Origin of the sequence: Streptomyces sp. NPDC047081 (genome assembly GCF_040643775.1) — a bacterium.
Classification (GTDB): domain Bacteria; phylum Actinomycetota; class Actinomycetes; order Streptomycetales; family Streptomycetaceae; genus Streptomyces.
In genome coordinates, this window is record NZ_JBEYUY010000004.1 from 163143 (window position 1) to 187206 (window position 24064).

General features: G+C 71.0%; 23 protein-coding genes. 10 read left to right on the plus strand and 13 right to left on the minus strand.

Going from position 1 to position 24064, the window contains the following annotated elements; genetic code table 11:
* The 3 genes from ABZ848_RS09110 to ABZ848_RS09120 are packed head-to-tail and all read right to left on the minus strand — an operon-like array spanning window position 1 to window position 2328.
* Complete coding sequence (locus tag ABZ848_RS09110; RefSeq protein WP_360827711.1) at window positions 1–1176, minus strand: acyl-CoA dehydrogenase family protein; 1176 nt, start codon at window positions 1174–1176, stop codon at window positions 1–3.
* Window positions 1173–2189: an acyl-CoA dehydrogenase family protein gene (locus ABZ848_RS09115; protein WP_360827714.1), complete on the minus strand. Its 1017-nt coding sequence runs from the start codon at window positions 2187–2189 to the stop codon at window positions 1173–1175. Before ABZ848_RS09115 ends, ABZ848_RS09110 begins: the two co-directional genes overlap by 4 nt.
* The gene (locus tag ABZ848_RS09120) at window positions 2179–2328 is read right to left on the minus strand and encodes a hypothetical protein (protein WP_242767639.1); all 150 of its coding nucleotides are present in this window, start codon (window positions 2326–2328) and stop codon (window positions 2179–2181) included. The genes ABZ848_RS09115 and ABZ848_RS09120 overlap by 11 nt, the downstream gene beginning before the upstream one ends.
* 159 nt (window positions 2329–2487) lie before the next feature.
* On the opposite strand from ABZ848_RS09120, the gene ABZ848_RS09125 reads away from it, so the two are divergent.
* A complete protein-coding gene (locus ABZ848_RS09125) occupies window positions 2488–3159 on the plus strand; it encodes a TetR/AcrR family transcriptional regulator (protein ID WP_242767641.1) in 672 nt (223 codons plus the stop codon).
* An 18-nt stretch (window positions 3160–3177) separates the two neighbouring features.
* On the opposite strand, the gene ABZ848_RS09130 is transcribed toward ABZ848_RS09125, so the two are convergent.
* The gene (locus ABZ848_RS09130) at window positions 3178–4194 is read right to left on the minus strand and encodes an alpha/beta hydrolase (RefSeq protein ID WP_360827718.1); all 1017 of its coding nucleotides are present in this window, start codon (window positions 4192–4194) and stop codon (window positions 3178–3180) included.
* 134 nt (window positions 4195–4328) lie between these two features.
* Between ABZ848_RS09130 and ABZ848_RS09135 the strand changes: the two genes are divergently transcribed.
* A complete protein-coding gene (locus ABZ848_RS09135) occupies window positions 4329–5159 on the plus strand; it encodes an acyl-CoA thioesterase domain-containing protein (RefSeq protein WP_360827721.1) in 831 nt (276 codons plus the stop codon).
* Window positions 5156–6190: a dihydrodipicolinate reductase gene (locus tag ABZ848_RS09140; RefSeq protein WP_360827724.1), complete on the plus strand. Its 1035-nt coding sequence runs from the start codon at window positions 5156–5158 to the stop codon at window positions 6188–6190. The genes ABZ848_RS09135 and ABZ848_RS09140 overlap by 4 nt, the downstream gene beginning before the upstream one ends.
* Window positions 6191–6234: 44 nt before the next feature.
* Here ABZ848_RS09140 and ABZ848_RS09145 read toward each other — a convergent pair whose 3' ends face one another.
* Window positions 6235–7389 carry a thiolase family protein gene (locus ABZ848_RS09145; protein ID WP_360827727.1) on the minus strand — a complete coding sequence of 385 codons (1155 nt, stop codon included), beginning with the start codon at window positions 7387–7389 and terminating at the stop codon, window positions 6235–6237.
* 99 nt (window positions 7390–7488) lie between these two features.
* Between ABZ848_RS09145 and ABZ848_RS09150 the strand changes: the two genes are divergently transcribed.
* Window positions 7489–8256: an SDR family NAD(P)-dependent oxidoreductase gene (locus tag ABZ848_RS09150; protein WP_360827730.1), complete on the plus strand. Its 768-nt coding sequence runs from the start codon at window positions 7489–7491 to the stop codon at window positions 8254–8256.
* A 59-nt stretch (window positions 8257–8315) separates the two neighbouring features.
* On the opposite strand, the gene ABZ848_RS09155 is transcribed toward ABZ848_RS09150, so the two are convergent.
* Window positions 8316–9362, minus strand: a complete 1047-nt coding sequence (locus ABZ848_RS09155) for a LacI family DNA-binding transcriptional regulator (protein ID WP_360827733.1) — start codon at window positions 9360–9362, stop codon at window positions 8316–8318.
* Window positions 9363–9576: 214 nt separating this feature from the next.
* Here ABZ848_RS09155 and ABZ848_RS09160 point away from each other — a divergent pair, with 214 nt between their 5' ends.
* The 5 genes from ABZ848_RS09160 to ABZ848_RS09180 are packed head-to-tail and all read left to right on the plus strand — an operon-like array spanning window position 9577 to window position 16372.
* The gene (locus ABZ848_RS09160) at window positions 9577–11496 is read left to right on the plus strand and encodes a beta-L-arabinofuranosidase domain-containing protein (RefSeq protein ID WP_360827736.1); all 1920 of its coding nucleotides are present in this window, start codon (window positions 9577–9579) and stop codon (window positions 11494–11496) included.
* A 31-nt stretch (window positions 11497–11527) separates the two neighbouring features.
* Window positions 11528–12775 (plus strand): extracellular solute-binding protein, encoded by a 1248-nt coding sequence (locus ABZ848_RS09165; protein ID WP_360827739.1) that lies wholly within the window; start codon window positions 11528–11530, stop codon window positions 12773–12775.
* A 3-nt stretch (window positions 12776–12778) separates the two neighbouring features.
* A complete protein-coding gene (locus ABZ848_RS09170; RefSeq protein WP_360827742.1) occupies window positions 12779–13750 on the plus strand; it encodes a sugar ABC transporter permease in 972 nt (323 codons plus the stop codon).
* Window positions 13747–14556, plus strand: coding sequence for a carbohydrate ABC transporter permease (locus tag ABZ848_RS09175; RefSeq protein WP_360827745.1), 810 nt, complete (start codon window positions 13747–13749; stop codon window positions 14554–14556). The genes ABZ848_RS09170 and ABZ848_RS09175 overlap by 4 nt, the downstream gene beginning before the upstream one ends.
* A 55-nt stretch (window positions 14557–14611) precedes the next feature.
* On the plus strand, window positions 14612–16372 hold the full coding sequence (locus ABZ848_RS09180) for an RICIN domain-containing protein (RefSeq protein ID WP_360827748.1): 1761 nt from the start codon (window positions 14612–14614) through the stop codon (window positions 16370–16372).
* Here ABZ848_RS09180 and ABZ848_RS09185 read toward each other — a convergent pair.
* The 4 genes from ABZ848_RS09185 to ABZ848_RS09200 are packed head-to-tail and all read right to left on the minus strand — an operon-like array spanning window position 16359 to window position 20504.
* On the minus strand, window positions 16359–17138 hold the full coding sequence (locus tag ABZ848_RS09185; RefSeq protein ID WP_360827751.1) for an enoyl-CoA hydratase/isomerase family protein: 780 nt from the start codon (window positions 17136–17138) through the stop codon (window positions 16359–16361). The two genes, ABZ848_RS09180 and ABZ848_RS09185, sit on opposite strands and share 14 nt — an antisense overlap.
* Window position 17139: 1 nt before the next feature.
* Window positions 17140–18228, minus strand: coding sequence for an acyl-CoA dehydrogenase family protein (locus ABZ848_RS09190; protein WP_360827754.1), 1089 nt, complete (start codon window positions 18226–18228; stop codon window positions 17140–17142).
* Window positions 18215–19108, minus strand: coding sequence for an acyl-CoA dehydrogenase family protein (locus ABZ848_RS09195; RefSeq protein ID WP_360827757.1), 894 nt, complete (start codon window positions 19106–19108; stop codon window positions 18215–18217). The genes ABZ848_RS09190 and ABZ848_RS09195 overlap by 14 nt, the downstream gene beginning before the upstream one ends.
* Complete coding sequence (locus ABZ848_RS09200; protein WP_360827760.1) at window positions 19086–20504, minus strand: AMP-binding protein; 1419 nt, start codon at window positions 20502–20504, stop codon at window positions 19086–19088. The genes ABZ848_RS09195 and ABZ848_RS09200 overlap by 23 nt, the downstream gene beginning before the upstream one ends.
* 97 nt (window positions 20505–20601) lie before the next feature.
* Here ABZ848_RS09200 and ABZ848_RS09205 point away from each other — a divergent pair, with 97 nt between their 5' ends.
* Entirely contained in the window at window positions 20602–21603 is a 1002-nt protein-coding gene (locus ABZ848_RS09205; RefSeq protein ID WP_360827763.1) for a ferredoxin--NADP reductase, read from the plus strand.
* On the opposite strand, the gene ABZ848_RS09210 is transcribed toward ABZ848_RS09205, so the two are convergent.
* The 3 genes from ABZ848_RS09210 to ABZ848_RS09220 are packed head-to-tail and all read right to left on the minus strand — an operon-like array spanning window position 21580 to window position 24024.
* The gene (locus tag ABZ848_RS09210) at window positions 21580–22635 is read right to left on the minus strand and encodes a CoA transferase (RefSeq protein WP_360827766.1); all 1056 of its coding nucleotides are present in this window, start codon (window positions 22633–22635) and stop codon (window positions 21580–21582) included. The genes ABZ848_RS09205 and ABZ848_RS09210 overlap by 24 nt on opposite strands.
* On the minus strand, window positions 22632–23588 hold the full coding sequence (locus ABZ848_RS09215; protein WP_360827769.1) for a TIGR03564 family F420-dependent LLM class oxidoreductase: 957 nt from the start codon (window positions 23586–23588) through the stop codon (window positions 22632–22634). Before ABZ848_RS09215 ends, ABZ848_RS09210 begins: the two co-directional genes overlap by 4 nt.
* A 46-nt stretch (window positions 23589–23634) precedes the next feature.
* Window positions 23635–24024 carry a cobalamin B12-binding domain-containing protein gene (locus tag ABZ848_RS09220; RefSeq protein WP_360827772.1) on the minus strand — a complete coding sequence of 130 codons (390 nt, stop codon included), beginning with the start codon at window positions 24022–24024 and terminating at the stop codon, window positions 23635–23637.
* Window positions 24025–24064 lie beyond the last annotated feature (40 nt).

A 24064-nucleotide genomic window follows, 5' to 3' on the forward strand; every position in this document is an offset into this window, starting at 1 on the left:
TCAGCGTCGGGGCAGACCGAGCACCCGCTCGGCGATGATCGTGCGCTGGATCTCCGAGGTGCCGCCGGCGATGGTGCCGCCGAAGCTGCGGGCGTAGCGGTTGAACCAGCTGGCGGAGTCGTCGTCGTAGCTCATGTGGTTGTACGGCGCCGTCCGCGCCGGGTGCGTCAGCCCGTCCGGGCCGGAGGCCTCCAGGACGCGTTCCAGGGCGCGTTGGGCCGACTCCGAGCCGAAGACCTTCAGCACGGACAGCGCGGGTACGTCCTGTTCACCGCGGGCGGCGCGGGCGAGCGCGGCCGAGCCGAGCAGCCGTAGGGCCTGGAGGTCCATGACGAGGGTGGCGTACCAGTCCTTCTCCAGCGGGCCCGAGGGGCGGTAGTCCCGCAGCACCTCGCCCATCCGCTCGGCCTCGCCGTGCCACATCAGGGTGCGCTCGTGGCCCAGCGAGCCGTTCGCGACCCGCCAGCCCTGGTTGAGGGGGCCGACGAGGTTCTCGGCGGGGACCCGGACGTTCTCGAAGAAGACCTCGTTGAAGTCCTTGTCGTCGGGGCTGGTGTAGGAGGCGAAGGGGCGGCGGGTCACGCCCGGGGTGTCGGTGGGGATGAGCAGGACGCTGATGCCTTTGTGCTTGGGGGCGTCCGGGTCGGTGCGCACGAACGTGAGCAGCACGTCGGCGTCGTGGGCGCCGGACGTCCACACCTTCTGGCCGTTGACGGTGAAGTGGTCGCCGTCGGGTTCGGCCCGGGTGCGCAGGGAGGCGAGGTCGGATCCGGCGCCGGGTTCGCTCATGCCGAGCGCGGCGGTGATCTCGGCGCGCAGGATGGGCACGGCCCAGCGGCGCTTCTGCTCCTCGGTGCCGAAGGAGATGAGCGAGGCGGCGATGATGCCCACGCCCTGGGGGTTGAAGCTGTGGTAGATACGGCGCCGGGACAGTTCCTCGCGATGGACGTACTGCTCGATGACGTTGGCGTTGCGGCCGCCGAACTCCGGCGGGTAGCCCGGCAGCAGCCAGCCCTGGTCGAACTGCAGCCGCTGCCAGCGCCTGGCCCACTCGGGGATGTGCGCGGTGGAGCGGGAGCGTTCGGCGGCCTCGGCCTCCGCGGGCAGGTTGGCCTCCAGGAACGCCACGAACTCGGCGCGGAACGCCTCGACTTCGGCGTCGAAGGTCAGCTTCACGACACCACCTCCGCGAGCGGCGCCTCGGCCAGGTACGCGTCGGTGATCAGCGCCCGGTGATGGGTGGCGCCGCCCAGCATGAGCTCGCCCGCCTTGGCCCGTTTGATCGCGAACTGCAGGTCGTTCTCCCAGGTGTGCCCCATCGCGCCGAACAGCTGCACGGCGTTGCGGAACACCACGGACTGGCACTCCCCCGCCGACGCTTTCGCCATCGACGCGGCGATACGGCGGCGGGGGTCGTCCTCGGCGATGGTCAGCGCGGCGAAGTAGGCGAGGGCGCGGGCCCGTTCGAGGGCGACGTGCATGTCGGCCGCCTTGTGCTGCACGGCCTGGAAGGAGCCGATCGGGGCGTCGAACTGGTGCCGGGTGCGGACGTGGTCGAGGACCAGGTCGAGGGCGCGCCGGCAGGCACCGACCATGGTCAGGGCCATGCCCGTGAGGGCGATGTGCCGGGCCCTTTCCGGGTCCGCCGCGGTCCGGGCACTCTCGCCGACGCGCACCTGCGCCAGGGTGACGTCGGCGAGGTGCAGGACGGGGTCGAAGGCGGGGGTGCGTACGGCGGTCGCCTCGGTGGCGGGGACCACGAAGACGCCGGCGTCGGTGACCACGGCGAGCAGGTCGGCCCGGTCCCCGTCGAGGACGTGCCGGGCGGTGCCGTCCAGCACCCAGCCGTCACCCTCGGGGGTGGCGGTGATCCCGGTGTGGACGGCGGCGCCGGACTGGTCGGGATCGGCGACCCCGGGGGCGAGCGGGCCGAACTGGGTCAGCGTGGCCAGGTAGGGCGTCGGGTCGGTGGCCCGGCCGAGTTCCTCCAGGACGATCGCCAGCTCGACCGCGTCGGCCGGATCGGTCAGCTCGGTCCAGCCCAGATCGGCGTAGACGCGCCACAGCGGGGACGGGTCGGCGCCCGCGTCGGAGACGGCGCGCACCAGCGTCGGCGGGCACTCCTTGAGGACGGCCTTGTGCACGGTGTCCTGCCACAGCCGCTGCTCGGCGTCGAACTCAAACAGCATCCGGCCCCCCGAGCACGAAGACCCCGGCCAGCACCGCTCCGACCAGCACGGCTCCGGTGAGCAGAGCCCCGACGAGCAGGCCCTCGACCACCGGCCTCAACTGCCCGACCCCGTGGTCGGTCCGCACGTCCCTCGCCACGAACGGCCTCCTCGCTGGAGAAGATGGAGAACTTGATGGAGAATGCGCTTATGGAGAATACGATTCTCACTATCGGGAATCCACAGTCTCCTCCACATCGTCGGAGGTGTCCAGCATGGACGCAGCATGCTGCCGCTACACTGCAGTAATGTTCTCCCCATGGCACAGAAGGCGGACCAGCCCGTGAGCACCCCGACCGAGGAACCGGCCTGGAAGCAGCGCGCGGTAGAGCGCTCCACGCAGGCGGCGAAACGTCGGGCCGAGCAGAGGGTCGAACGCTTCCTCGACGCGGCCCAGGCGATCATGGCGGAGAAGGGCACGACGGACTTCACCGTGCAGGAGGTCGTCGACCGGTCGAAGCAGTCGCTGCGCAGCTTCTACCAGCACTTCGACGGCAAGCACGAGCTGCTGCTCGCGCTGTTCGAGGACGCGATGAGCAAGTCGGCCGACCAGCTGCGCGCCAGCGCGGCCGAGCAGTCGAACCCGCTGGAGCGGGTGCGGGTCGTCGTCCAGGAGCTGTTCGACAGCTCGCGTCCGGACCCGTCCGGCCGGCAGGGACCGCTGTTCAGCGACTTCGCGCTGCGCCTGCTGGTCTCGCACCCGGCCGAGATGCGGGTGGCGAACGCTCCACTGCTCGCGCTGTTCACCGAGCTGATGACGGAGCTGGAGGAGGCCGGGCTGCTGCGTCCGGGCTTCAAGGCCCGTCGGGTGGCGGCGCTGACCATGCAGACCGTCATGTTCAACGCCCAGTCGAGCGGCCAGGACGGCGCCCATCCGCTCACCGCGGAGGAGATCTGGGACTTCTGCGCGAAGGGCTTCACGCTCAGCTAGGGCGCGCCCGGCCGGCGGTCAGACCGCCAGCCCGTGCAGCAGGTCGGTCACGCGGGTGGGGTCCTCGGGGCCGAGGTGTCCCGCCCCGGGCACGTTGTGGACGGTGAAGCGGTTGTCCGGCGTCAGGGCGTCGGCCTCCGCGATCATGCGGTCCTGGAGTGCCGTGGCGACCGTGCGGTCCTTGCCGAACCGCAGATAAGTGCGCGGGATCCGCCCCCAGGTGTCGGCGCGCCCGACGGCCCGGTTGTCGTAGACGGTCATCGACTCGTCCGTCTGCAGGCCCTCCAGCACCCGCAGGAACGCTACGTCCGAGTAGTCCGCGCAGATCATCTCCTTGAACACCGCGAGCGCCTTGCGGTCGGAGGTACGCCAGTTCAGGCGCAGCACGCCGAGCTTCTCCGGGTCGCCGGTCATGTGGTCCACCGGCGTCACGGCCTGCCGTCCCTCGGGCGAGTCGGAGCAGGCGTTGACGGTGGGCATGGTGCGGCTCGGGCAGAAGGCGGCCATGTAGCAGATGTGCGCGAGGAGTTCGGGTACGGCGTTGCCGACCCGGCTCACCGAGGCGCCGCCCAGGCTGTGCCCGACGAGCACCACGGGCCCGCCCAGCCGCGCGGCACGGCGCACGACGCCGGTGACGCGCCGCTCGAAGTCGTCCAGGGTGAGCGCGGCGACCGGGGACGGCTCGGTGGCAAGGGCGCGCAGGTCCTGGGTCTGGTACGACGCCGGTACGAACCGCTCCTCCCCGTGCAGGGGTTGGTCCACGGAGACGACACGGTGGCCGCGCAGCGTCAGCTCCCGCCCGATCGCGGTCCAGAAGGCGCCGGCGCTGTGCGTGCCGTGCACCAGGACGTACGTACGGGTCCCGGGCCGCCCGTGCCGCCCGCCCCCGGCGCGCTCGTCCGCCCGGGCGACCGGCGCACCGAGTCCGGCGGCGAGTCCGACGCCGCCGATGCCGGCCCCGAGGCGCAGCGCCTGCCGCCGGGAGGGCGAACCGGCAGGGGACGTGGTTCCACTGATGTTCTCGTTGTCAGCCATGTCCACGACGCTACGGAGGCCCCAGCCGCCTCGACATGGCCCTGTACACCCGACCGCGGGTGTACCTACCGCCACCCGAATCCAAGGCGAGAGTGACATTCTCGTATAGGCAGATTTCCATTACCCTCGCTGGCATGCCACTTGCCGTGAGTGAACTCTGGGACGACCTCCTCGACTGCCTCGACCTTCGGGCGAAGGACGAGGGAAACGCCCTCACCTACGAGGCGCGCAACCAACGACTCGGCTACCACCGTCTGTTCGGCGGCCAACTACTGGCCCAGTTCGTCCGGGCGGCACAACTGAGCTGCCCCGACAAGGGCATCAAGTCCCTGCACGCCCTGTTCGCGAGGGCCGGCCGGCCCGACGAACCCGTGCGTTACGAGGTGGAGCGCCATCACGACGGCGGGTCGTTTGCCGCGCTGACGGTGGTGGCCCGGCAGTCGAAGGGCGTGGTGGCGACGGGGAGCGTCTCGCTACACGCAGCGGAGGACGGACCCGCCCACCAAGCAGTCCCGGACGTCCCGGGTCTCCCCGGCCCCGAGCACCGCATCGACCTGCACCCGATCCCGTGGGAGACGCGGGCCACCGCCGACCTGGACACCTCGGCGCCGGAGCCGTCCGAGTTCGACGTGTGGATGCGCACGCCGGCGTCGGAGCCGGAGCTGGCCCCGGCCCTCGTCTCGTACGCCACCGATCTGACCCTCATCGGCACGGCCCTGCGCCCTGTCGCGGGCGTCACGCAGCACGACTCCGGCAAGGCGTTCACCTCGGCCGTCACCTCGCACACGGTGTGGTTCCATCGCCCTTTCCTGGCCGACGAGTGGCTGCTGCTGCGCCAGCACAGCCCGGTCCTGGCCCACGGCCGCTGCTTCGGCCGGGGCGACGTCCTCACGGAGCGGGGTTCGCTCGTGGCGTCGTACGCCCAGGAGGCGCTGCTGCGCTTCACTGGGGAGGCGGCGTCATGACGGCGGCACTGCGGGTCGTGCAGTGGGCCACGGGCACGATAGGCGCGCGGTCGCTGAGGGCCGTCGTTGAGCACCCCCGCCTCGAACTGGCCGGGGTGTACGTGCACACCCGCGCCAAGGAGGGCCTGGACGCGGGCGAGTTGTGCGGGACGGGCCCGACCGGAGTCACCGCCACCGCCGACATCGAACGCGTCCTGGAACTGGGCGCGGACTGCGTCCTGTACATGCCTCTCCAATGCGATGCCGACGAGGTGTGCCGGCTGCTGGAGTCGGGCGCGAACGTCGTGACGACGCGCGGCGAGTTCCACCACCCGGCCAGCATGGATCCCGAGCTGCGCAAGCGGGTCGAGGCGGCGTGCGAACGCGGTGGCACGTCGATCCACAGCACGGGCAGCAGCCCCGGCTTCATCACCGAGGCGGTACCTCTGGTCCTGACGTCGATCGCGCGGCGCGTCGACTCCCTGACCATCGAGGAGTCCGCGGACCTGTCCCAACGCCCCTCCCCCGAGCTGCTGTTCGACGTGATGGGCTACGGCGTCGCGCCGACCGCGTTCGCCGAGGAACGACTGTCCCGGGCACGAACCAGCTTCGGCCCCTCGCTCCACCTGATAGCCGAGGCACTGGGCCTCCCACTCGACTCCCTGGAGGCGACGGGCGAGTTGGCGACGGCCCGCAGCCAAGTCCGCATAGCAGCAGGCGAATTGGCACCGGGCACGGTGGCCGCGCAACGCCTCACGGTCACCGGCCTCCGCGCGGGCCGCCCCCTGCTCCGCTTCCGCGCCACCTGGTACTGCACGACCGACCTCGCCCCGGCCTGGGACCTCCACGACACCGGCTGGCACATCTCGATAGAGGGCGACGCACCCCTCGAGGTCGGCCTGCGCCTGCCGGTACCGCTGGACCGGATGGCGGAGATCTCACCGTCGTACACGGCCAACCGGGCGGTCAACGCGGTGCCGCTGGTGTGTGCGGCGGAACCCGGGATCCGGACGACGGTCGATCTGCCGCAGGTGACGGCGGAGTTGGGCTGAGCCGACCGGCGCACACCGCGGCGCCGGCCGACCTTGAGCATGCGTTACGGCGCCGCCACCTCCACGACCATCGCCGACCCCATCCCGCCCCCCGCGCACATCGACGCGACCCCGATCCCCCCGCCCCGGCGGCGCAGTTCGTGCACCAGCGTGACGAGCATGCGGGCGCCGGTGGCGGCGACCGGGTGGCCCAGGGAGCAGCCGCTGCCGTTGACGTTGACGTGGTCGGGGTCGAGGTCGAGGCGGCGGATGGCGGCCACGGTGACCGAGGCGAAGGCCTCGTTGATCTCGTAGAGGTCGACGTCGGCGGCGGTGAGGCCGGCGCGGGCGAGGGCCTTGGGGATCGCCTTCACCGGGGAGAGTCCGGTCTCCACCGGGTCCACGCCGACCGACGCCCAGGATCGGACGGTGGCCAGTACCGGCAGGCCCTCGGCCGCCGCCGTGCCGTCGCTCGCCACCACCAGGGCGGCCGCCCCGTCGTTGCCGCCGCACGCGTTGCCCGCGGTGATGCTGAAGCCCTCGATCTCGGGGTGCAGCGGCTTGAGCGAGGCCAGCTTCTCCAACGACGTGTCCCGGCGCGGGTGTTCGTCGACGGAGAAGAGCCCGGACGGGGTCTCGACGGGGACGAGCTCGGCGTCGAAGCGGCCCTCGTCGATGGCCCGCACCGCGTTCCGGTGCGAGCGCAGGGCCCAGGCGTCCATGTCGGCGCGGGAGATGCCGGCGCGCTGGGCCACGTTCCAGCCGATGGTGATCGACATGTCGTTGTTGGGGGCGTCGGGGCGGTCGGGATGCGTGGGCGGCATCCAGGGCTCGACCCATTCCCCGTCCACCCTGAAGGCCGATTTCGGCGCCGTGGACGCGGAGTTGACGCCTCCGGCGATGATCAGGTCGTCCATGCCGGAGCGGATGGACGCGGCGGCGCCGGCGACGGCGGAGAGGCCGGCGGCGCAGTGCCGGTTGAGGGCGAGGCCGGGGACCGAGGTGAGCCCTGCAGTCAGGGCCGCGTGCCGGGCGAGGACACCGCCGCCGTAGAGGCCCTCGGCGAGCATCACGTCGTCCACGCGGTCCGGGTCGAGCCCGTCCGCGGCGGCGCCGACGATGCGACGGGCCAGGTCGAAGGCCGTGGTGTCGCGCAGGGTGCCCTTGAACGCGGTGCCGACGGGGGTGCGCAGGGCGGACACGATGACTGCCTCGGGCATGCGGGTCTCCAACTCGGCGGGGCGGACGGGATCACAGCAGAGAGCGAGAATGCTACTCTCGCCATACTAGAACCATGTATCCCTGGGAGGGGAGTCGCGATGCAGGTTCAGGGGACTTCCGCGGTCGTGGTGGGCGGGGCGGGGGGTCTGGGCGAGGCCACGGTCCGTCGGCTGCACGCGGCGGGCGCGGCCGTGGTCGTCGCCGACCTCGCCGACGAGAAGGGCAAGGCCCTGGAGGCGGAGCTGGGCATCCGGTACGTCCGGACCGACGCCACCGACGAGGCCGACGTACAGGCCGCCATCGCCGAGGCGGAGACCCTCGGCCCGCTGCGCGTCTCCGTGGACACCCACGGCGGACCCGCGACCGGCGGGCGCCTGATCGGCCGCGACGGCGAGCCCCTCGACCTGGCCGGCTTCCGGCGGACCGTCGACATCTACCTGACCGCCGTCTTCAACGTCATGCGCCTCACCGCGGCGGCGATAGCCCGCCACGAGCCGGTCGACGAGGACGGCAACCGGGGCGTCATCGTCAACACCGCGTCCATCGCGGCGTACGAGGGCCAGATCGGCCAACTCCCGTACGCCGCGGCCAAGGGCGGGGTCGTCGGCATGACCCTGGTCGCCGCACGCGACCTCTCCCCCCTGGGCATCCGCGTGGTCACGATCGCCCCCGGCACCTTCCTCACCCCGGCCTACGGCCAGGCGGGCGACCGACTGGAGGCGTACTGGGGCCCACAGATCCCCCACCCCCGCCGCATGGGCCGCTCCCCCGAGTACGCAGCCCTGGTCCAGCACATCTGCGAGAACGACTACCTCAACGGCGAGGTCATCCGGCTGGACGGGGCGCTGCGGTTCCCGCCGAAGTAAGGCCTCGGTGCCCTCACCTTGGTCCTGGATGAGTCTTCAGCACCCGGCGCCCCCGAACCTCACGTCGACTCGCGCACCACCAACCGACACGGCACCGTGTGCACCCCCGCCACCGGCCCCTCGTCGATGGCCTCCAGCAGCTTCAGCGCGGCGATGCGGCCGATCTCGCCCAGGCTCATGTCGATCGTGGTGAGGGGCGGGCGGCAGGCCAGGGCCATGGTGTCCCAGTTGTCGTAGCCGACGACCGCGATCCTGCCCGGAACGTCGACGCCCCGTTCCCGCAACGCGTCGGCCACGCCTCGGGCGATCTGGTCGTTGCCGCAGAAGACGGCGTCCGTGTCGGGAGCCGTACGCAGGATCGCGTCGGCGGCCCGCCGGCCCCACGCCTCGCTCCACTCGCCGAAGTGGACACGCCCCGTGGCGAGCTGGAGGGACGAACGCTCCAGCAGGTCCACCGCGTGGCGGGCCCGGTCGCGGGCGGCCGCGTGGTGTTCCGGGCCGGTGACGTGGGCGATCCGGGAGCGGCCCGTGGCTATCAGGTGCTCCACGGCGAGGTGGGCGCCGCCCCGGTCGTCCGAGGCCACCGAGGTGTCGGACGGGTCGGTGGAGGGGGACAGCGCGTAGACGACCGGGATGCCGTCGACGCCCTGGAGCGGCGGGCGCGGGTCCGTCCGCCGGCCGGTGACGATGATGCCGTCGACCCGGCGGTCCATGAGGTTGCGCAGGTGGTGCTGCTCGCGGATGGTGTCGCCGCGCGTGTCGCAGAGCAGCACCGAGATCTTTCCGGCGCCCAGCGCGTCCTCGGCGCCCAGCAGGACGGGCGTGCTGAAGCGGCCTATGCCGTCCGTCGTCATCAGCCCGACCGTCCAGCTGCGGCCCGTGTGCAGGCTCTGCGCGTGCTGGTTGGGCCGGAAGCCGAGGGCCTCCACGGCGTCCAGCACTCGCTGCCGGGTCTCCGGTCGCATCCGTCCGCTGCCGCTCAGCGCCTTGGACGCCGTGCCCACGCTGACGCCGGCGAGCGCGGCGACATCGGCGAGCTTCGCGCGGCCGGCGGGGGCGGAGGCAGCGGCGGGAGCTGCGGGGGAACTCGGCGCGGCTTCGGTCACGGGCAATCCTTTTCTCAATCCGGCTGTGCGGAGTCCCGACGCGATTGTTCGACGGGTCGACCCGTCCATGGTCGCAGGCGGTCGCGGTAAGTACCAGTCCTTCAGAAGAGCGAGAAATCTTCTGCAGCACCCTTGACCGTGATTCCCCGCTTCCCCTCTACTCTTCGGCGAGGAAAACGATTGCTCATTTGGTTGCTCACACCCCCGGAGAGCCATGCCCCGCACCAGCTCCGTCCCGCCCTCCTCCCCCGGTCCCGTCCGCCCGGGCCCCGACGCCCATGTCGCCCTGCGTCCAGCCGTCGCCGAGGTGACCGACGGCTTCTGGCACACCCGCCGGGACGTCAACGCCCGTACCTCCATCCCGCAGGGCCCCGGTCTGCTGGAGTCCGCCGGCAATCTGCACAACCTGCGGCTGGCGGCGGGCGCGGCCGAGGGCGAGTTCCAGGGCGCGTACCCGTTCGTCGACACGGACGTCTACAAGTGGCTGGAGGCGGCGGCCTGGCAGCTGGCCCAGGCGCCCTCGGCGCAGCTGGAGTCCGACGTCGACCGGATCGTCTCCCTGGTCGCCGCCGCCCAGCAGTCCGACGGGTATCTCAACACCTGGTTCCAGCTGGTCAAGGGCGGCGAGCGCTACCAGGACCTGCGCTGGGGCCACGAGTTGTACTGCGCGGGCCATCTCATCCAGGCCGCCGTGGCCCACCACCGGGCCACCGGACGCACGGAACTCCTCGACGTGGCACGCAAGTTCGCCGATCACGTCGACTCGGCCTTCGGGCCGCCCGGCAGCGGCAAGGAGATCGACGGCATCGACGGCCACCCGGAGATCGAGACCGCCCTGGTCGAGCTGTACCGGGAGACCGGCGAGCGCCGCTACCTCGACCTCGCCGGGTACTTCGTGGACCGGCACGGCCACGGCCTGCTCGGCGGCGAGGCGTACTGCCAGGACCGCATCCCGGTGCGCGAGGCGACGAACGTCGAGGGCCATGCCGTACGGCAGTTGTATCTGCTGGCCGCGGTCGCCGACCTCGCCACCGAGACCGGCGAGGCCGAACTGCGGTCCGCGGCCGAGCGGTTGTGGCGGGCCATGACCACGACCAAGACCCACATCACCGGCGGCCTGGGCGCGCATCACGACTGGGAGGACTTCGGCGACCCGTACGAACTGCCCAACGAGCGTGCCTACTGCGAGACTTGTGCCGCCATCGCCTCCGTCCAGTGGAGCTGGCGGATGGCCCTGCTCACCGGCGAGGCCCGCTACTCCGACCTGATCGAGCGCACCCTCTTCAACGGCTTCCTCGCCGGCGTCTCCCTCGACGGCGAGAGCTGGCTGTACGTCAACCCGCTCCAGGTCCGCGACGGCCACACCGACCCCGGCGGCGACCAGTCGGCCCGCCGCACCCGCTGGTTCCGCTGCGCCTGCTGCCCGCCGAATGTGATGCGGCTGCTGGCGGGGCTCGAGCACTACCTCGCCACGAGCGACGACGGCGGGCTGCAGATCCACCAGTACGTCACCGGGCGTTACGCGGCCGGCCCGATCGCCGTGCGCGCCGAGACCGACTACCCCTGGCACGGCACGATCGCCCTCACCGTCGAGGATGCCCCGGCCGACCGGCCCTGGACACTGTCCCTGCGCATCCCGCAGTGGTGCCGGGACTTCCGGGTGCGGTGCGGGGACGAGACGTACGACTCGCCGGTCGTCGAGGACGGCTGGCTGCGGCTGGAACGGACCTGGGCGCCGGGCGACCGGGTCGTGCTGGAGCTCGCCCTCGAACCCCGGCTCACCGCGGCCGACCCGCGGGTGGACGCCGTACGCGGATGTGTGGCGATCGAGCGCGGGCCGCTGGTCTTCTGTCTGGAGCAGGTCGACCATCCCGGCGGGGGCCTGGACGACGTCGTCCTGGACACCACCCGCCCGCTCGCCGTGAAGCACCGCCCCGACCTGCTCGGCGGGGTCACGACGGTCGTGGCGGCCGGGCGGCGGCGCGCCGTGCCGGACGCGGGCTGGTGGCCGTACACCACCGCGGACCAGGTCCCGCGGCAGGACGGCGATCCCGTCGAGCTCACCGCCATCCCCTACTACGCGTGGGCGAACCGCCAGGACGGCTCGATGCGCGTCTGGCTGCCCACCTCCTGAGCCCCTCCCTCTATGACAACGAGGTCACCCCGTGATACCCACCCGCCGTACTCTCCTCGCGGCCGTCGCCGCCGTCGGCACCCTCGCCTCGCTCACCGCCTGCGGAGGCGGCTCCAGTTCCTCCTCCGGCTCCTCCGGCGGGTCCGGTGGGTCGTACACCTTCTGGGACCCGTATCCGCAGTTCGACGCCTCGTCGGCCTGGGGCAAGCTCGTGACCTCGTGCGGGACCAAGGCGGGGGTGAAGCTGAAGCGGACCGCGTACGACACCACCGACCTCGGGAACAAGGCACTGCTGGCCGCGCAGCAGGGCAACGCGCCGGACGTCATGCTCGTCGACAACCCGGTCGTGTCCACGCTGGTGGAGGCGGGGATCCTCAACAAGACGAGCGACTTGGGCCTGGACACCAAGTCGATCCAGCAGAACATCATCGGCGCGGGGACCATCGACAACGCCTCGTACGGGGTGCCGATCGGCGCCAACACGCTTGCGCTGTACTACAACAAGAAGATCCTGACCGCGGCCGACGTCGACCCCGCCTCCGTCAAGGACTGGAACTCCCTGACCGCCGCGCTGAAGAAGGTCACTTCGGCCGGGAAGAAGGGCATCACCTTCTCCGCGATCAACACCGAGGAGGGCAGCTTCCAGTTCCTGCCCTGGTTCTGGGGCGCGGGCGGGGATCTCACAAAGCTCAACTCCGCCAAGGGAGTTGCGGCTCTGTCGTTGTGGAAGCAGTGGGTCGACGAGGGGTACGCGCCCAAGGACGTGCTGCAGAACACGCAGACGACCAGCTGGCAGGAGTTCGCGACCGGGGACTACGCGTTCGGTGAGAACGGCACGTGGCAGCTGGGCAACGCGGACAAGGCCGGGTTCGACTACGGCATCATCAACATCCCGGGGCAGAACGGCGGTTCGGCGCCGGTGCCGACAGGCGGCGAGTTCGTGACCGTGCCCGTGCAGAAGGACACCGGGCGGTACGACGTCAGCAAGAAGATCGTCACGTGTCTGACGAGCGACGCGAATCTGCTGCCGACCGACACGACGTTGCAGTACGTCGCTCCCACGGCCGCGGTGCAGGCCGAGCAGGTGAAGCAGAACCCGAAGCTGAAGCCGTGGGTGTCGGCGGTCGCGGCGGCTCGGGGGCGGACCAGTGGGGGGCTGGGAACGAAGTATCCGACGATCTCGCAGCCGATGTGGACGGCCGTGCAGGCGGCGTTGTCGGGGAGCAAGAGTCCGCAGGATGCGTTGGATGCGGCGCAGGATGCGGTGGGGAAGGGGTGACCGGTGGCTGTCAATCTGCGGGCCGGTGGGGGCTTGTCGCGCAGTTCCCCGCGCCCCTATCGGGGCTCTGCAGAGCAGGGAGTTCGATTGTCCCCTGCCTTTAGAGGGCGGCTCGTCGCGTTTGCCTTCGTGGCGCCCCTGCTCGTCTATCTCGCCGCCTTCTATCTCTATCCGCTCTATCGCAATCTCGATCTGAGCCTGCGCGATTACACCGTGCGGTCCTTCGTTGCCGGGGACGCGCCGTTCTCCGGGTGGGACAACTTCCGGAAGGTGGTGGACGATCCGACGTTCGGGCCGGCCTTGCGGCACACCATGGTTTTCACCTTTGTGTCGATCGCCTTTCAGTACGTCATCGGGCTCGCCCTCGCGGTGTTCTTCAACCGGCACTTCCGGCTCGCGCCGACCCTGCGTGCGCTGTTCCTGATTCCGTGGCTGCTGCCGCTGATCGTGTCGGCGTCCACGTGGTCGTGGATGTTCAACAGCGAGTCGGGGGTGGTGAATTACTTCCTGCACTTCTTCGGCGTCGATCCGGTCGGGTGGCTGACCTCGCCGGACTGGGCGCTGACTTCGGTGATCGTCGCCAATATCTGGATCGGGATTCCGTTCAACCTGGTCATCATCTACAGCGGGCTGCAGAACATCCCGGGCGAGCTGTACGAGGCCGCGGCGCTGGACGGGGCTGGTGCCTGGCAGCAGTTCCGGCGGATCACCTTTCCCCTGCTGCGCCCGGTGTCCGCGATCACCCTGCTGCTCGGGCTCGTCTACACGCTCAAGGTCTTCGACCTGATCTGGATCATGACCAAGGGCGGCCCCGGGGACTCCTCGTCGACCCTGGCGACCTGGTCGTACCAGCTCGGATTCGGCACGCTGCTGCCGAAGTTCGGCCCCGGGGCGGCGGTCGGCAACATCCTCATCCTCATCGCGCTCGTCTTCGGGCTGCTGTACATCCGCGTCCAGAGGAGGCAGGAAGCATGAAGTCGCGCCGGTACACCCTGATCGGCCTCCTCCTCACCGCGCTGATGCTGTTCCCGGTGTACTGGATGCTGAACGTGTCCCTCACCCCGCAGCAGGACATGCGCAAGGACCCGCCGGACCTGTTCCCGCTGCATCCCACCTTCGAGGGCTACCGGGCCGTCCTGGACGACCAGTTGCCGTATCTCGGCACCAGCCTGCTGATCGGGCTCGGCACGGTCGCGCTGACCCTGCTGCTGGCCGCGCCCGCCGGTCACTCGCTCGCGAAACTCCACCCGCGGGGCGGCGGCGCGCTCGGCCTGGCTCTCCTCGTCGCCCAGATGATCCCCGGGATCGTCATGGCGATGGGCTTCTACGGCATCTTCCTGGACCTCGGTCTGCTCAACTCCTGGTGGGGACTGATCATCGCGGACTCCACCATCGCCGTGCCCTTCGGTGTGATGATCTTCACCGCGTTCATGTCGGGCATCCCCGGCGAGCTCATCGCCGCGTCCCGCATCGACGGCGCCGGCACCTTCCGTACCTTCTGGTCGGTCGTGCTGCCGGTCAGCCGCAACGCCCTGGTCACCGTCTCCCTGTTCAGCTTCCTGTGGGCCTGGTCCGACTTCGTCTTCGCCAACACCCTCGACGGCGGCGGCGATCTGCGGCCGATCACCCTCGGCATCTACAAGTACATCGGCAACAACAACCAGGAGTGGAACGCGATCATGGCCACCGCCGTCGTCGCGTCCGTCCCCGCGGCCGTCCTGCTCGTGCTCGCCCAGCGCTATGTCGCCGCGGGCGTGACGGCGGGCGCCGTGAAGGACTGAACCCCCGTACCGCACAACGCACTTCCCCCTTCCCTCTCGTGAGGAGAACCCCTTCATGAGCCGCATCTCCCTGCCCGGACGCCGACGGCACCGCGCCAGAGCGACCGCTGCGTTCGGTGCCGCAACCCTCGCCGCCGCCCTCGGCATCGCTGTCCCCGCGCACGCCTCCCCCAGCTCTGCGACCACCCTCGTCGTGAACGCCAATCAGACACTGCGCCCGGTCACCCATGTGGCCACGGGCAGCCTGTACGGCCTCGACACGGCGAGCGTGCCCGCCGACAGCCTGGTCCAGCCGCTGAAGCCGAACACCTTCGTGCAGATGGCGCCGGGCGGCAGCCAACTGCCCAACGGCGAGCCGGCGCCGGGCGGCGACGCCCTCGTGGTCGCGCCCGAGGCGGCCAAGGCGGGCGCCAAGGTCGTCGTACGGATGCCGGACTGGTATCCGAACTTCCCCTACAAATGGGTTAGTTGGAGCGACTGGCTGTCGGCCGTGGACAAGCAGATCGCGTCGGTGAAGGCCTCTGGCGCCACGAACATCGCCGCGTACGAGCTGTGGAACGAGCCCGACGGCACCTGGGACACCACCAACGCGGGCGCCTTCGACGACGGCTGGTCGCGGACCTACAAGGAGGTCCGTTCGAAGGACACCAGCATGCCCATCCAGGGGCCGAGCTTCGCCACGTACACCGACAGCAAGATGAAGACGTTCCTCCAGGACGCCATCGCGAACAACGCGGTGCCCGACATCGTCGCCTGGCACGAACTGCAGAGCAGCGCGAACATCGCCGCGCACGTGGCGGACTACCGCGCCCTGGAGTCGAGCCTCGGCCTGAGCCCCCGCCCGATCGCCATCGAGGAGTACGGCACCCCCAGCGAGGTCGGCGTGCCCGGGCCGCTGGCGAGCTACGTCGCCAAGTTCGAGCGGGCCGGCGTGCACGACGCGGAACTCGCCTTCTGGAACCACTACGGCACCCTCGGCGACACCCTGACCGACACCGGCGGATCGCCCAACGGCTCGTACTGGCTGTACAAGTGGTACGGCGACATGTCCGGGAACATGCTGGTCACCACGCCACCTGCGCAGACCGGCATCGACGGCTTCGCCTCGCGGAACACGGCCGGCAACCAGATCAGTGTCGTCATCGGCGGCTGCACCGGCTCCTGTGCCGTCACCGTCAACGGGCTGTCCTCGCTGTCCGCGTTCGGCAGCACCGTACACGTGAAGCTGGAGTACACCCCGTCGAAGGGCCGTACGACCGCCGTTTCCGGGCCGGTCACCATCTCGGACGCCGACCACACGGTCAGCGGCGGGTCCATCACCGTGCCCGTCACGATGAACGCCTCCGACGGCTACCACATCACCATCACGCCCAGCGGCAGCTCCAGTTCGCTCGCCGGGCGGTACCAGATCACCAACAAGAACAGCGGGCTCGCGCTGGACACCAGCGGCGCGGGCACCGCTCAGGGGACCGCCGTCGTACAGGCGACCTTGACCACCGGCACCGACCAGAACTGGACCCTGGTGTCCGCCGGAAGCGGCCTCTACAAGATCCAGCAGCAGGCGAGCGGTCTGCTCCTCGGCATCAACGGGATGAGCACCAGCGACGGCGGCACCGCTCTGATCTGGGGCGACAACGGCACCGCCGACCATCTCTGGCAGCTCATCCCGGACGGCAGCGGGTACTACAAGATCGCCAACTACAACAGCGGGCTGCTGCTGGGCGTGAACAGCATGAGTACGTCCTCCGGTTCTCAGGTCCTGCAGTGGGACGACAACGGCACGGCGGACCATCTGTGGAAGCTCACTTCTCGGTGAGCCTGGCCAGGGTGTCGCGGAAGTCGTCGGTCTGGAAGGACTGTTCCTCCGCGCTCGTGGCGTAGTCGAGGGTGGCGAGCACCGCGCGTTCCAGGTGCATGTTGAGGACGCGTTTGGTGCTCTCCGCCGCCTGCCTCGGCAGCCCGGCGATCCGTTTCGCGCAGGCCGTCGCCTCGGCCAGCGGGTCGGCCACCACATGGTTGGCCAGCCCCAGGGCGACGGCCTTCCCGGCCGGGATACGGGCGCCGGTGAGGGCGTACTCCTTGGCGAGCAGCAGGCTGGTGTGCAGCGGCCAGGTGAGCGGACCGCCGTCGGCGGCGACCAGGCCGACCTGGACGTGCGGGTCGGCGAGATAAGCGGACTCGGCCATGTAGACGATGTCGCTCAACGCCACCAGGCTGCAACCCAGGCCTACGGCGGGGCCGTTGACGGCGGCGACCACCGGGACACGGCAGCGGACCATGCCGAGGACGATGTCCCGGCCGTCGGCGATGGTCTTCGAGCGCAGGTCGGGGTCCTGCCTGATCTCGTCCAGGTAGGCGAAGTCGCCGCCCGCCGAGAACGCTTTGCCCGCCCCCGTCAGGACGGCCGCGCGGGCCTCCCGGTCGGCGGCGAGCCGGGGCCAGAGCTGTGCGAGGCCGGTGTGCAGCGGGTCGTTGACGGCGTTGAAGACGGCGGGCCGGTTCAGGGTGATGATCCGCAGGGGGCCGTCCGCACGGACCTCGATCTCCTCGGGCATGCCGTACAGGTTCTGATCGTCCGTCATGTCAGGCTCCCAGTCCGAGGATTCGGGCGGCGATGATGTTCTTCTGGATCTGCGAGGTGCCGCCCATGACGCTCTGCGCGCGGCTGTAGAGGTAGGCGTGCAGGAGGTCGGGGTCGCCGGTGCCGCCGACGGCCAGGGCCGCGTGACCTACGGTCTGTTCCGTCCAGGTCATGAGCAGTTTGTCGAGGGAGCCCTCGGGCCCGTGCGAGACGCCGTCGAGCTGCTCGGAGAGGCGTCGGCGTACATGCAGGCGGAGCATCTCCGTCTCGACGACCGCCCAGGACAGCTCGGGCGGCGGGGTGCCGTCGGTGCGGGCCAGGAGTTCGCGGACGAGTTTGCCGTAGCGGGCGGTGAAGCCGAGGGTGGAGGGTTCGCGTTCGTGGCCGACGACCGTCATGGCCAGCGCCCAGCCCTCGCCGGGTGCGCCGACCATCTGGTCCGCGGGGACGGTCGCGCCGTCGAGCACGACCTGCCCGAACTCCTTCGTCACCCCGCTCATCATCTTCAACGGCCGCTGTTCGATGCCGGGTTGGTCCATGGCGACGATGAACGCGGAGATGCCCTTGTGGCGGGGGGCGTCCGGGTCGGTGCGGGCGAGGAGGAGGCACCAGTCGGCGACGTCGGAGTAGCTCGTCCAGATCTTGTGGCCGTGCAGGACATAGGTGTCGCCGTCGCGGGTGGCAGTGGTGGTGAGGGAGGCGAGGTCGGAGCCGGCGCCGGGTTCGCTGAAGCCCTGGCACCAGCGTTCGGTGCCGTCGATCATGCCGGGCAGGAAGCGGCGGCGCAGTTCCTCGCTGCCGTGCCGGCCGAGGCCCTGGACGAGATAGCCGAGGCTGGGGCGGGCGGGGGCGCCGGCGCGGGCGAGTTCCTCGTCGAGGATGACGTCGTAGACGGGCGGGAGTTCGTGACCGCCGTACGCCTTGGGCCAGGACAGGCCGAAGAAGCCGGCCGTGTGCAGGGCGCGGTGCCAGTCGCCCTGACGGGCCCAGTACTCGTCGCCGGAGGTGGGGAAGGTGCCGGCCTGCTCGGTGAGCCAGGTGCGCAGGCGGTCGCGGAAGGCGGCCTCCTCGGGCGAGTCACGAAAGTCCACGGTCGATCTCCTCCAGGCGCACGGGGAACAGCTCGGCGGACGCCAGTGCCCGGCGCAGGTGTACGTGGGCGAGGCACTCCCAGGTGTTGCCGATGCCGCCGTGCACCTGGACGGCGGTCTCGCAGACGGTGCGGGCGGCGCGGGCGCAGTAGAGCTTGGCGATGCGGGCGGCGTGCAGGGCCTCGGCGGGCGGCAGTTCGTCGACGGCCCAGGCCGCGTGCCGCAGCACGCTGATCGAGCCCTCGATCAGGGCCAGTCCTTCGGCGAGGAGATGGGCGACGGCCTGGTAGGAGCCGATGGTACGGCCGTACTGCTCGCGGATCCTGGCGTAGTCGACGGCGAGGGTGTGGGCGCCGCGGGCGGTGCCGAGGAGGTCGGCGGAGGTGGCGACGAGGGCCAACGCCCGCCAGCGGACGGCGACTTCGTCGGTCAGGGTGCCGATCTGCTCCTGGGTGCCGTGCAGTTCGGCGTTGCGGCGGGTGAGATCGACGCCGGAGGTGAGCGGGCCGACCTCGGTGGCGAGCACCCGGTCGCCCACCAGCTCCAGTGCCTGCCGCATCCCGCGCGCGTCCCGCGCCTCACCGGCCACGGCCACCGTCGCCGAGGAGATGCCCCGGGCCAGGTCGTCGGCGAGCACGGGTCCGAGCAGCGGTACGTCGACCAGTCCGCGCCCGAACTCCTCGACGACCAGGGCCACTTCGACGCCGGACGCGCCGTCGGAGCGCAGGGCCCGCCAGCCGGTCGCCTCGACCGCCTTCTCCAGCCGGGCGATCCGGTCGGCGTCGTCCAGGTCGAGGACCGAGCCGGGCCCGAGGTCGCTCGCCAACCGGGCGGCAGCGTCGCGGAGTTGGCGTTGCTCAGCTGTGAGACGTACGTCCATCGTGCTCCTTGAGGGCCCGTTCCTTGAGGACTCGTCGCAGCACCTTGCCGGAGGGCAGGCGCGGTATCTCGGTCACGAACTCCACGCGCCGGGGCCGTTTGTAGGAGGCCAGACGGTTGCCGACCAGCTCGACGAGTTCGGCGGCCTCGACGGGCGCGGCCCGCTGCACCGCCGCGATGACCGCCTCGCCGTCGGCTCCGTCGGGGATGCCGAACACCGCGCAGTCGGCGACCGCCGGATGCCCGTGCAGCACGGCCTCCACCTCGGCGGGGGCGACCTGGAAGGCGCGTACCTTGATCATCTCCTTGGAGCGGTCGGTGAGGTGCACCCAGCCGTCCGCGTCGAGGCTGCCGACGTCGCCGGTGCGGTACCAGCCGTCGTGGAGGGCGTCCGCCGTGGCCTCGGCGGGCAGGTACCCGGCCATCAGGGACTCGGAGCGCACCTCGATCTCGCCCGTCTCGTCCGGTCCGAGCGGCTCCCCGGTCTCCAGCGAGACGACACGCATGCTCACCCCGGGCACGGGCCGGCCGGGTGTGTCCAGGCGGGCCCCGTCGAGCGGGTTGCAGGCGATGACGGGCAGTTCGCTGGCGCCGTACGCGGGCACCCAGCCCACTCCCGTGCGCCGGGTCACCGTCTCGGCGATGCTCGGGGTCACCGGGGTCGCGCCCCACATGATGTAGCGCAGCGAGGACAGGTCGTAGCGCTCCAGCTTCGGGTGGGAGGCGATGGCGAGCGCGATCGGGGCGACGGCCATCTCGACGGTGATGCGGTCGAGTTCGATGTGGTGCAGCAGCCGGTCGAGGTCGAAGCGGCGGTGCAGCCGCAGCCAGGCGCCGGTCTCCAGGGCCGTGACGATGTTGAGCAGCCCGAGGATGTGCGAGGGCGGGGTGGCGATCTGGATGCGGTCGGCGGAGGTGAGGCCGAGGGCGTCCCGCCAGTGGCGTACGGCGGCGGCGAGCGAGCCGTGCGTGTGCCGGACCGCCTTGGGCATGCCGGTCGTGCCCGAGCTGAAGACCAGGACGGCGTCGGCGTCCCGGTCGTACGGGAGGTCGTCGCCGCGTCCCGGCTCGATCGGCTCGTCGAGGTGCAGCATCGGCATGAGGCCGGCGAGCACCGGATGGTCGCCGATCGCGTGCGCTGGCCGCGTGATCTCCAGGGCGTGTTCGACCTCGCCCCGCTTCCACGCCGGACTGAGCAGCACGACCGCGGCCCCGAGCCGCCAGACGGCCAGCACCGCGAGCACGAACTCGGGCCGGTTCGACGACATCAGCGCGACCCGGTCCCCCGCCCCGACGCCCCGCCGGGCCAGCGTCCCGGCCAGCCCGTCGGCGAGCGCCGTCAGCTCGGTCCGGCCGTACTCCCGGTCCTCGAAGACCAGCGCGGCCCGTTCGGTCATATCCCGCCCCCACCTGTTGAGAGGGTCCCATCTACTGAGCGAGAATAGTATTCTCGCTTTGTTAGAACCTTGATACCAGAGGTAGAGGAGGGCGTCCATGGCGAGCCCCGCCCTGTTCCGGCGTGCGACCATCGTCAAGATCGTGGAGGAGACCGCCGACGCCCGGACGTTCGTGCTGGACCCGCACGACGGCCGATTCACCTACCAGGCAGGGCAGTTCTGTGTCTTCCGGGTGCGCGTCGACGGCCGGGAGCTGCTCCGCTCGTACTCGATGTCGAGCGCGCCGGAGACCGACGCCGAGCTGATGACCACGGTCAAGCGCGTCCCGGACGGCAAGGTCTCCAACTGGCTGATCGACCATGTGTCGGAGGGCGACGAGCTCGAACTCACCCAGCCGCGCGGCCTGTTCTGCCTGCGCCCGGCCGACTCGCCGCTGCTCGGCTTCAGCGGCGGCAGCGGCATCACGCCGATCCTCTCCCTGGCCAAGAGCACGCTGTCCACCACCGACCGCAGCGTCCGGCTGCTGTGCGCCGACCGGGACCGGGAGGCGGCGATCTTCCGGTCGGTGCTGGAGGATCTGGCCGCGCGCCATCCCGGGCGGCTGACGGTCGTACGGCATCTCGACGCCGAGCGTGGGTTCCTGGACCCGGCCGCCATACGGGAGTTCGTCGGCGCGGACTGCGACGGGGACGCCTATGTGTGCGGGCCCGAGCCCTTCATGGAGCTGGTGGAGTCGGCGCTGCCCGGGCCCGGCCGAGTGTTCAGCGAGCGGTTCGGCGGCGGTGGGCCGACGCCCGTGGTGAACGGGACCAATACTCCCGAGGTCTCCGGCACCGTCACGATCCTGCTCGGCAACAAGCGGGTCTCGGTGCCCAAGCACCCGAACGAGACGCTGCTGCAGAGTGCCCGCCGGGCCGGGCTCACCCCGCCGTTCTCCTGCGAGGCGGGCAACTGCGCGAGCTGCATGGCCAAGTTGACCGAGGGCAGCGCGACCATGCGCGTGAACGACGCCCTGACCGAGGAGGAGGTCACCGAGGGCTACGTCCTCACCTGCCAGGGCGTCCCGGACGAGGGGTCAGTCACCGTCCACTACGAGTGAACCGTGCTCGCCGAGGCGCGGCGGCGGCCGGTACTCGGGCTCGTATCCGGCGATCCGGACCGGGCCCGCGACCAGCCGGAAGTCGCCCGCCCGTACGACCATCTCCGGGGTGGCGTCCAGCGCTTCGGGCAGGGTGCGCACGGCCGCCGCCGGGACGCCGAGGGGCCGCAGACGCGCCTCCCAGCCGCGGGCGGTGTCCGCGGCGAGGGCCCGGGTGACGGCGGCCAGCACCTCCTCGCGGCGCGCGGCACGCTCGGCCATCGTCGGGAAGCCGTCGATCCCGGCCTCGGCGGCGAAGCTCTTCCAGAAGCCGTCGTGCGTGACGAAGAGCGCCAAGTGCCCTTCCTCCGTGGGGAAGAGCTGGGCCGGCACGTAGTAGGAGTGCGCGCCGAAGGGCATCCGGCGTGGCTCGACCCCGTCGTTGAGGTAGGCGGAGGCCCGGTAGTTGAGCTGGGCGAGCATCACGTCCCGCAGCGCGACGTCGACTTGACCACCGCGCCCGGACACGATCTGGGCGAGCAGCCCCAACGCGGCTGTCAGAGCTGCCGAGTTGTCGACGGACGAGTACCCGGGCAGGGTGGGCGGTCCCTCCGGGTCGCCGGTGAGCGCGGCGACGCCGGTGGCGGCCTGGATGACGTAGTCGAAGGCCGGATCGTCACCGCCGTCCAGCCCGTAACCGGTGACGGCGACACACACGATCCGCTCGTTGAAGCGACGCATGCTGTCGTACGTCAGCCCGAGCCGCCGTATGACCGACGGCTTGAGGTTGACGAGCAGCGCGTGCGCGTCGGCGGCCAACTTCCCCAGCTCCGCCCTTCCTTGCTCGCTGCCGAGGTCGAGGCAGATGCTGCGCTTGTTGCGGTTGATGCTGGCGAAGTAGGCGTCGCCCACCTGGCGGGAGAGGTCGCCGCCGGGTGGTTCGACCTTGGTGACCTCGGCGCCGAGGTCGGCGAGGAGCATGGTGGCGAACGGGCCCGCGAGGATGTGACCGACTTCCAGGATGCGCAGGCCGGCGAGGGGGCCCGCGGTCACCTGAACTCCGCGGCGAGGTGGGCGATCATCTCGCGGGTGCGGCGCTTGGAGGCGACGAGCTCGTCGCGGCCCTCGCCGATCGGCAGGAGACGTACGGACAGGTCGGTGACGCCCGCGTCCGCGAACCGCTTGAAGCGGGCCGCGATGGCCGCCTCGTCGCCCGCCGCGCACAGGTCGCCGATGTCCTCGGCGTCGCCGTGGTCCAGCAGGCGCTGGTAGTTGGGCGAGATCTCGGCCTCGCCGAGGATGCGGTTGGCGCGTTCGCGGGCCGCGTCGACCTCGGAGGGGCCGCACAGGCAGACCGGGATGCCGGCGACGATGCGCGGGGCCGCGCGGCCGGCCGACTCGGCGGCCTTGGTGATGCGGGGGACGACGTGCTCGGCGACGGCGCGTTCGTCGGCCATCCACAGGATGGTTCCGTCCGCCCGCTCCCCCGCGAGCTGGAGCATGACCGGGCCCAAGGCTGCCAGCAGGACGGGCAGTTGGGCCACGGGGGCGAGGTCGAGGGGATTGTGCACGGTGTAGGTGCGGTTCTCGACGTCGATGGGGCCGGGGCCCCGGCGGGCCGCGTCCAGGATGTCGAGGTAGTCGCGGGTGAGGCCGGCCGGGCGCTCGTAGGGCAGGCCGAGCATGTCCTGGATGATCCAGTGGTGCGAGGGCCCGACACCCAGCGCCAGCCGTCCGCCCGTCGCGGCCTGCGTGGACAGTGCCTGGCGGGCGAGGGCGATCGGGTGCTGGGCCTGGAGCGGTACGACGGCGGTACCGAGCTCGATCCGCGAGGTGCGCGCACCCATCAGGGCGACGGCCGTCAACGCGTCGAAGTCCGTGGGGATTTGGGGGATCCAGGCGGTGTCCATGCCCGCCGACTCGGCCCACTCCACGTCTGCGATCATCCGCGAGACCTTGCGGGCGGAGTCGCCCCGCTCGGGCCCGATCATGACACCGATCCGCACGTTCCCTCCAGGGGTCGGGTTTCGAAGGCTCCGCGCGTGCGGAGGGTCAGGGTGAGGTGAGGGCACGCACGTCCGCCACCAGCACATCCAGGGGTGTTCCGGTGGGGAAGACGGCCGCCGCCCCCGCGGCCTTCAGCCGGGGTACGTCCGCCGGCGGGATGGTCCCGCCGACGACGACCGTGATGTCACCGGCGTCAGCGGCCCGCAGCCCCTCGACGGTCCGGGCCGTCAGCGCGAGGTGCGCGCCGGAGAGCATGCTCAGGCCGACCATCGCCACGTCCTCCTGGACGGCGGTCGCCACGATGTCCTCGACGCGCTGCCGGATGCCGGTGAAGACGACCTCGAAGCCGGCGTCGCGCAGCGCCCGCGCCACGATCTTGGCGCCCCGGTCGTGCCCGTCGAGGCCGGGCTTGGCGATCAGGATCCTGGTACCCATCAGAAAACCACCGTCATTCTCATGAGCACACCACCGTCGT

Excerpts from the sequence above, each read along its gene's own strand:
- ABZ848_RS09115 (WP_360827714.1), bottom strand. The coding sequence starts at position 2,189 with ATGCTGTTTGAGTTCGACGCCGAGCAGCGGCTGTGGCAGGACACCGTG.
- ABZ848_RS09125 (WP_242767641.1), top strand. The coding sequence starts at position 2,488 with ATGGCACAGAAGGCGGACCAGCCCGTGAGCACCCCGACCGAGGAACCG.
- ABZ848_RS09130 (WP_360827718.1), bottom strand. The coding sequence starts at position 4,194 with ATGGCTGACAACGAGAACATCAGTGGAACCACGTCCCCTGCCGGTTCG.
- ABZ848_RS09135 (WP_360827721.1), top strand. The coding sequence starts at position 4,329 with ATGCCACTTGCCGTGAGTGAACTCTGGGACGACCTCCTCGACTGCCTC.
- ABZ848_RS09140 (WP_360827724.1), top strand. The coding sequence starts at position 5,156 with ATGACGGCGGCACTGCGGGTCGTGCAGTGGGCCACGGGCACGATAGGC.
- ABZ848_RS09145 (WP_360827727.1), bottom strand. The coding sequence starts at position 7,389 with ATGCCCGAGGCAGTCATCGTGTCCGCCCTGCGCACCCCCGTCGGCACC.
- ABZ848_RS09150 (WP_360827730.1), top strand. The coding sequence starts at position 7,489 with ATGCAGGTTCAGGGGACTTCCGCGGTCGTGGTGGGCGGGGCGGGGGGT.
- ABZ848_RS09160 (WP_360827736.1), top strand. The coding sequence starts at position 9,577 with ATGCCCCGCACCAGCTCCGTCCCGCCCTCCTCCCCCGGTCCCGTCCGC.
- ABZ848_RS09175 (WP_360827745.1), top strand. The coding sequence starts at position 13,747 with ATGAAGTCGCGCCGGTACACCCTGATCGGCCTCCTCCTCACCGCGCTG.
- ABZ848_RS09180 (WP_360827748.1), top strand. The coding sequence starts at position 14,612 with ATGAGCCGCATCTCCCTGCCCGGACGCCGACGGCACCGCGCCAGAGCG.
- ABZ848_RS09185 (WP_360827751.1), bottom strand. The coding sequence starts at position 17,138 with ATGACGGACGATCAGAACCTGTACGGCATGCCCGAGGAGATCGAGGTC.
- ABZ848_RS09195 (WP_360827757.1), bottom strand. The coding sequence starts at position 19,108 with ATGGACGTACGTCTCACAGCTGAGCAACGCCAACTCCGCGACGCTGCC.
- ABZ848_RS09200 (WP_360827760.1), bottom strand. The coding sequence starts at position 20,504 with ATGACCGAACGGGCCGCGCTGGTCTTCGAGGACCGGGAGTACGGCCGG.
- ABZ848_RS09205 (WP_360827763.1), top strand. The coding sequence starts at position 20,602 with ATGGCGAGCCCCGCCCTGTTCCGGCGTGCGACCATCGTCAAGATCGTG.
- ABZ848_RS09220 (WP_360827772.1), bottom strand. The coding sequence starts at position 24,024 with ATGGGTACCAGGATCCTGATCGCCAAGCCCGGCCTCGACGGGCACGAC.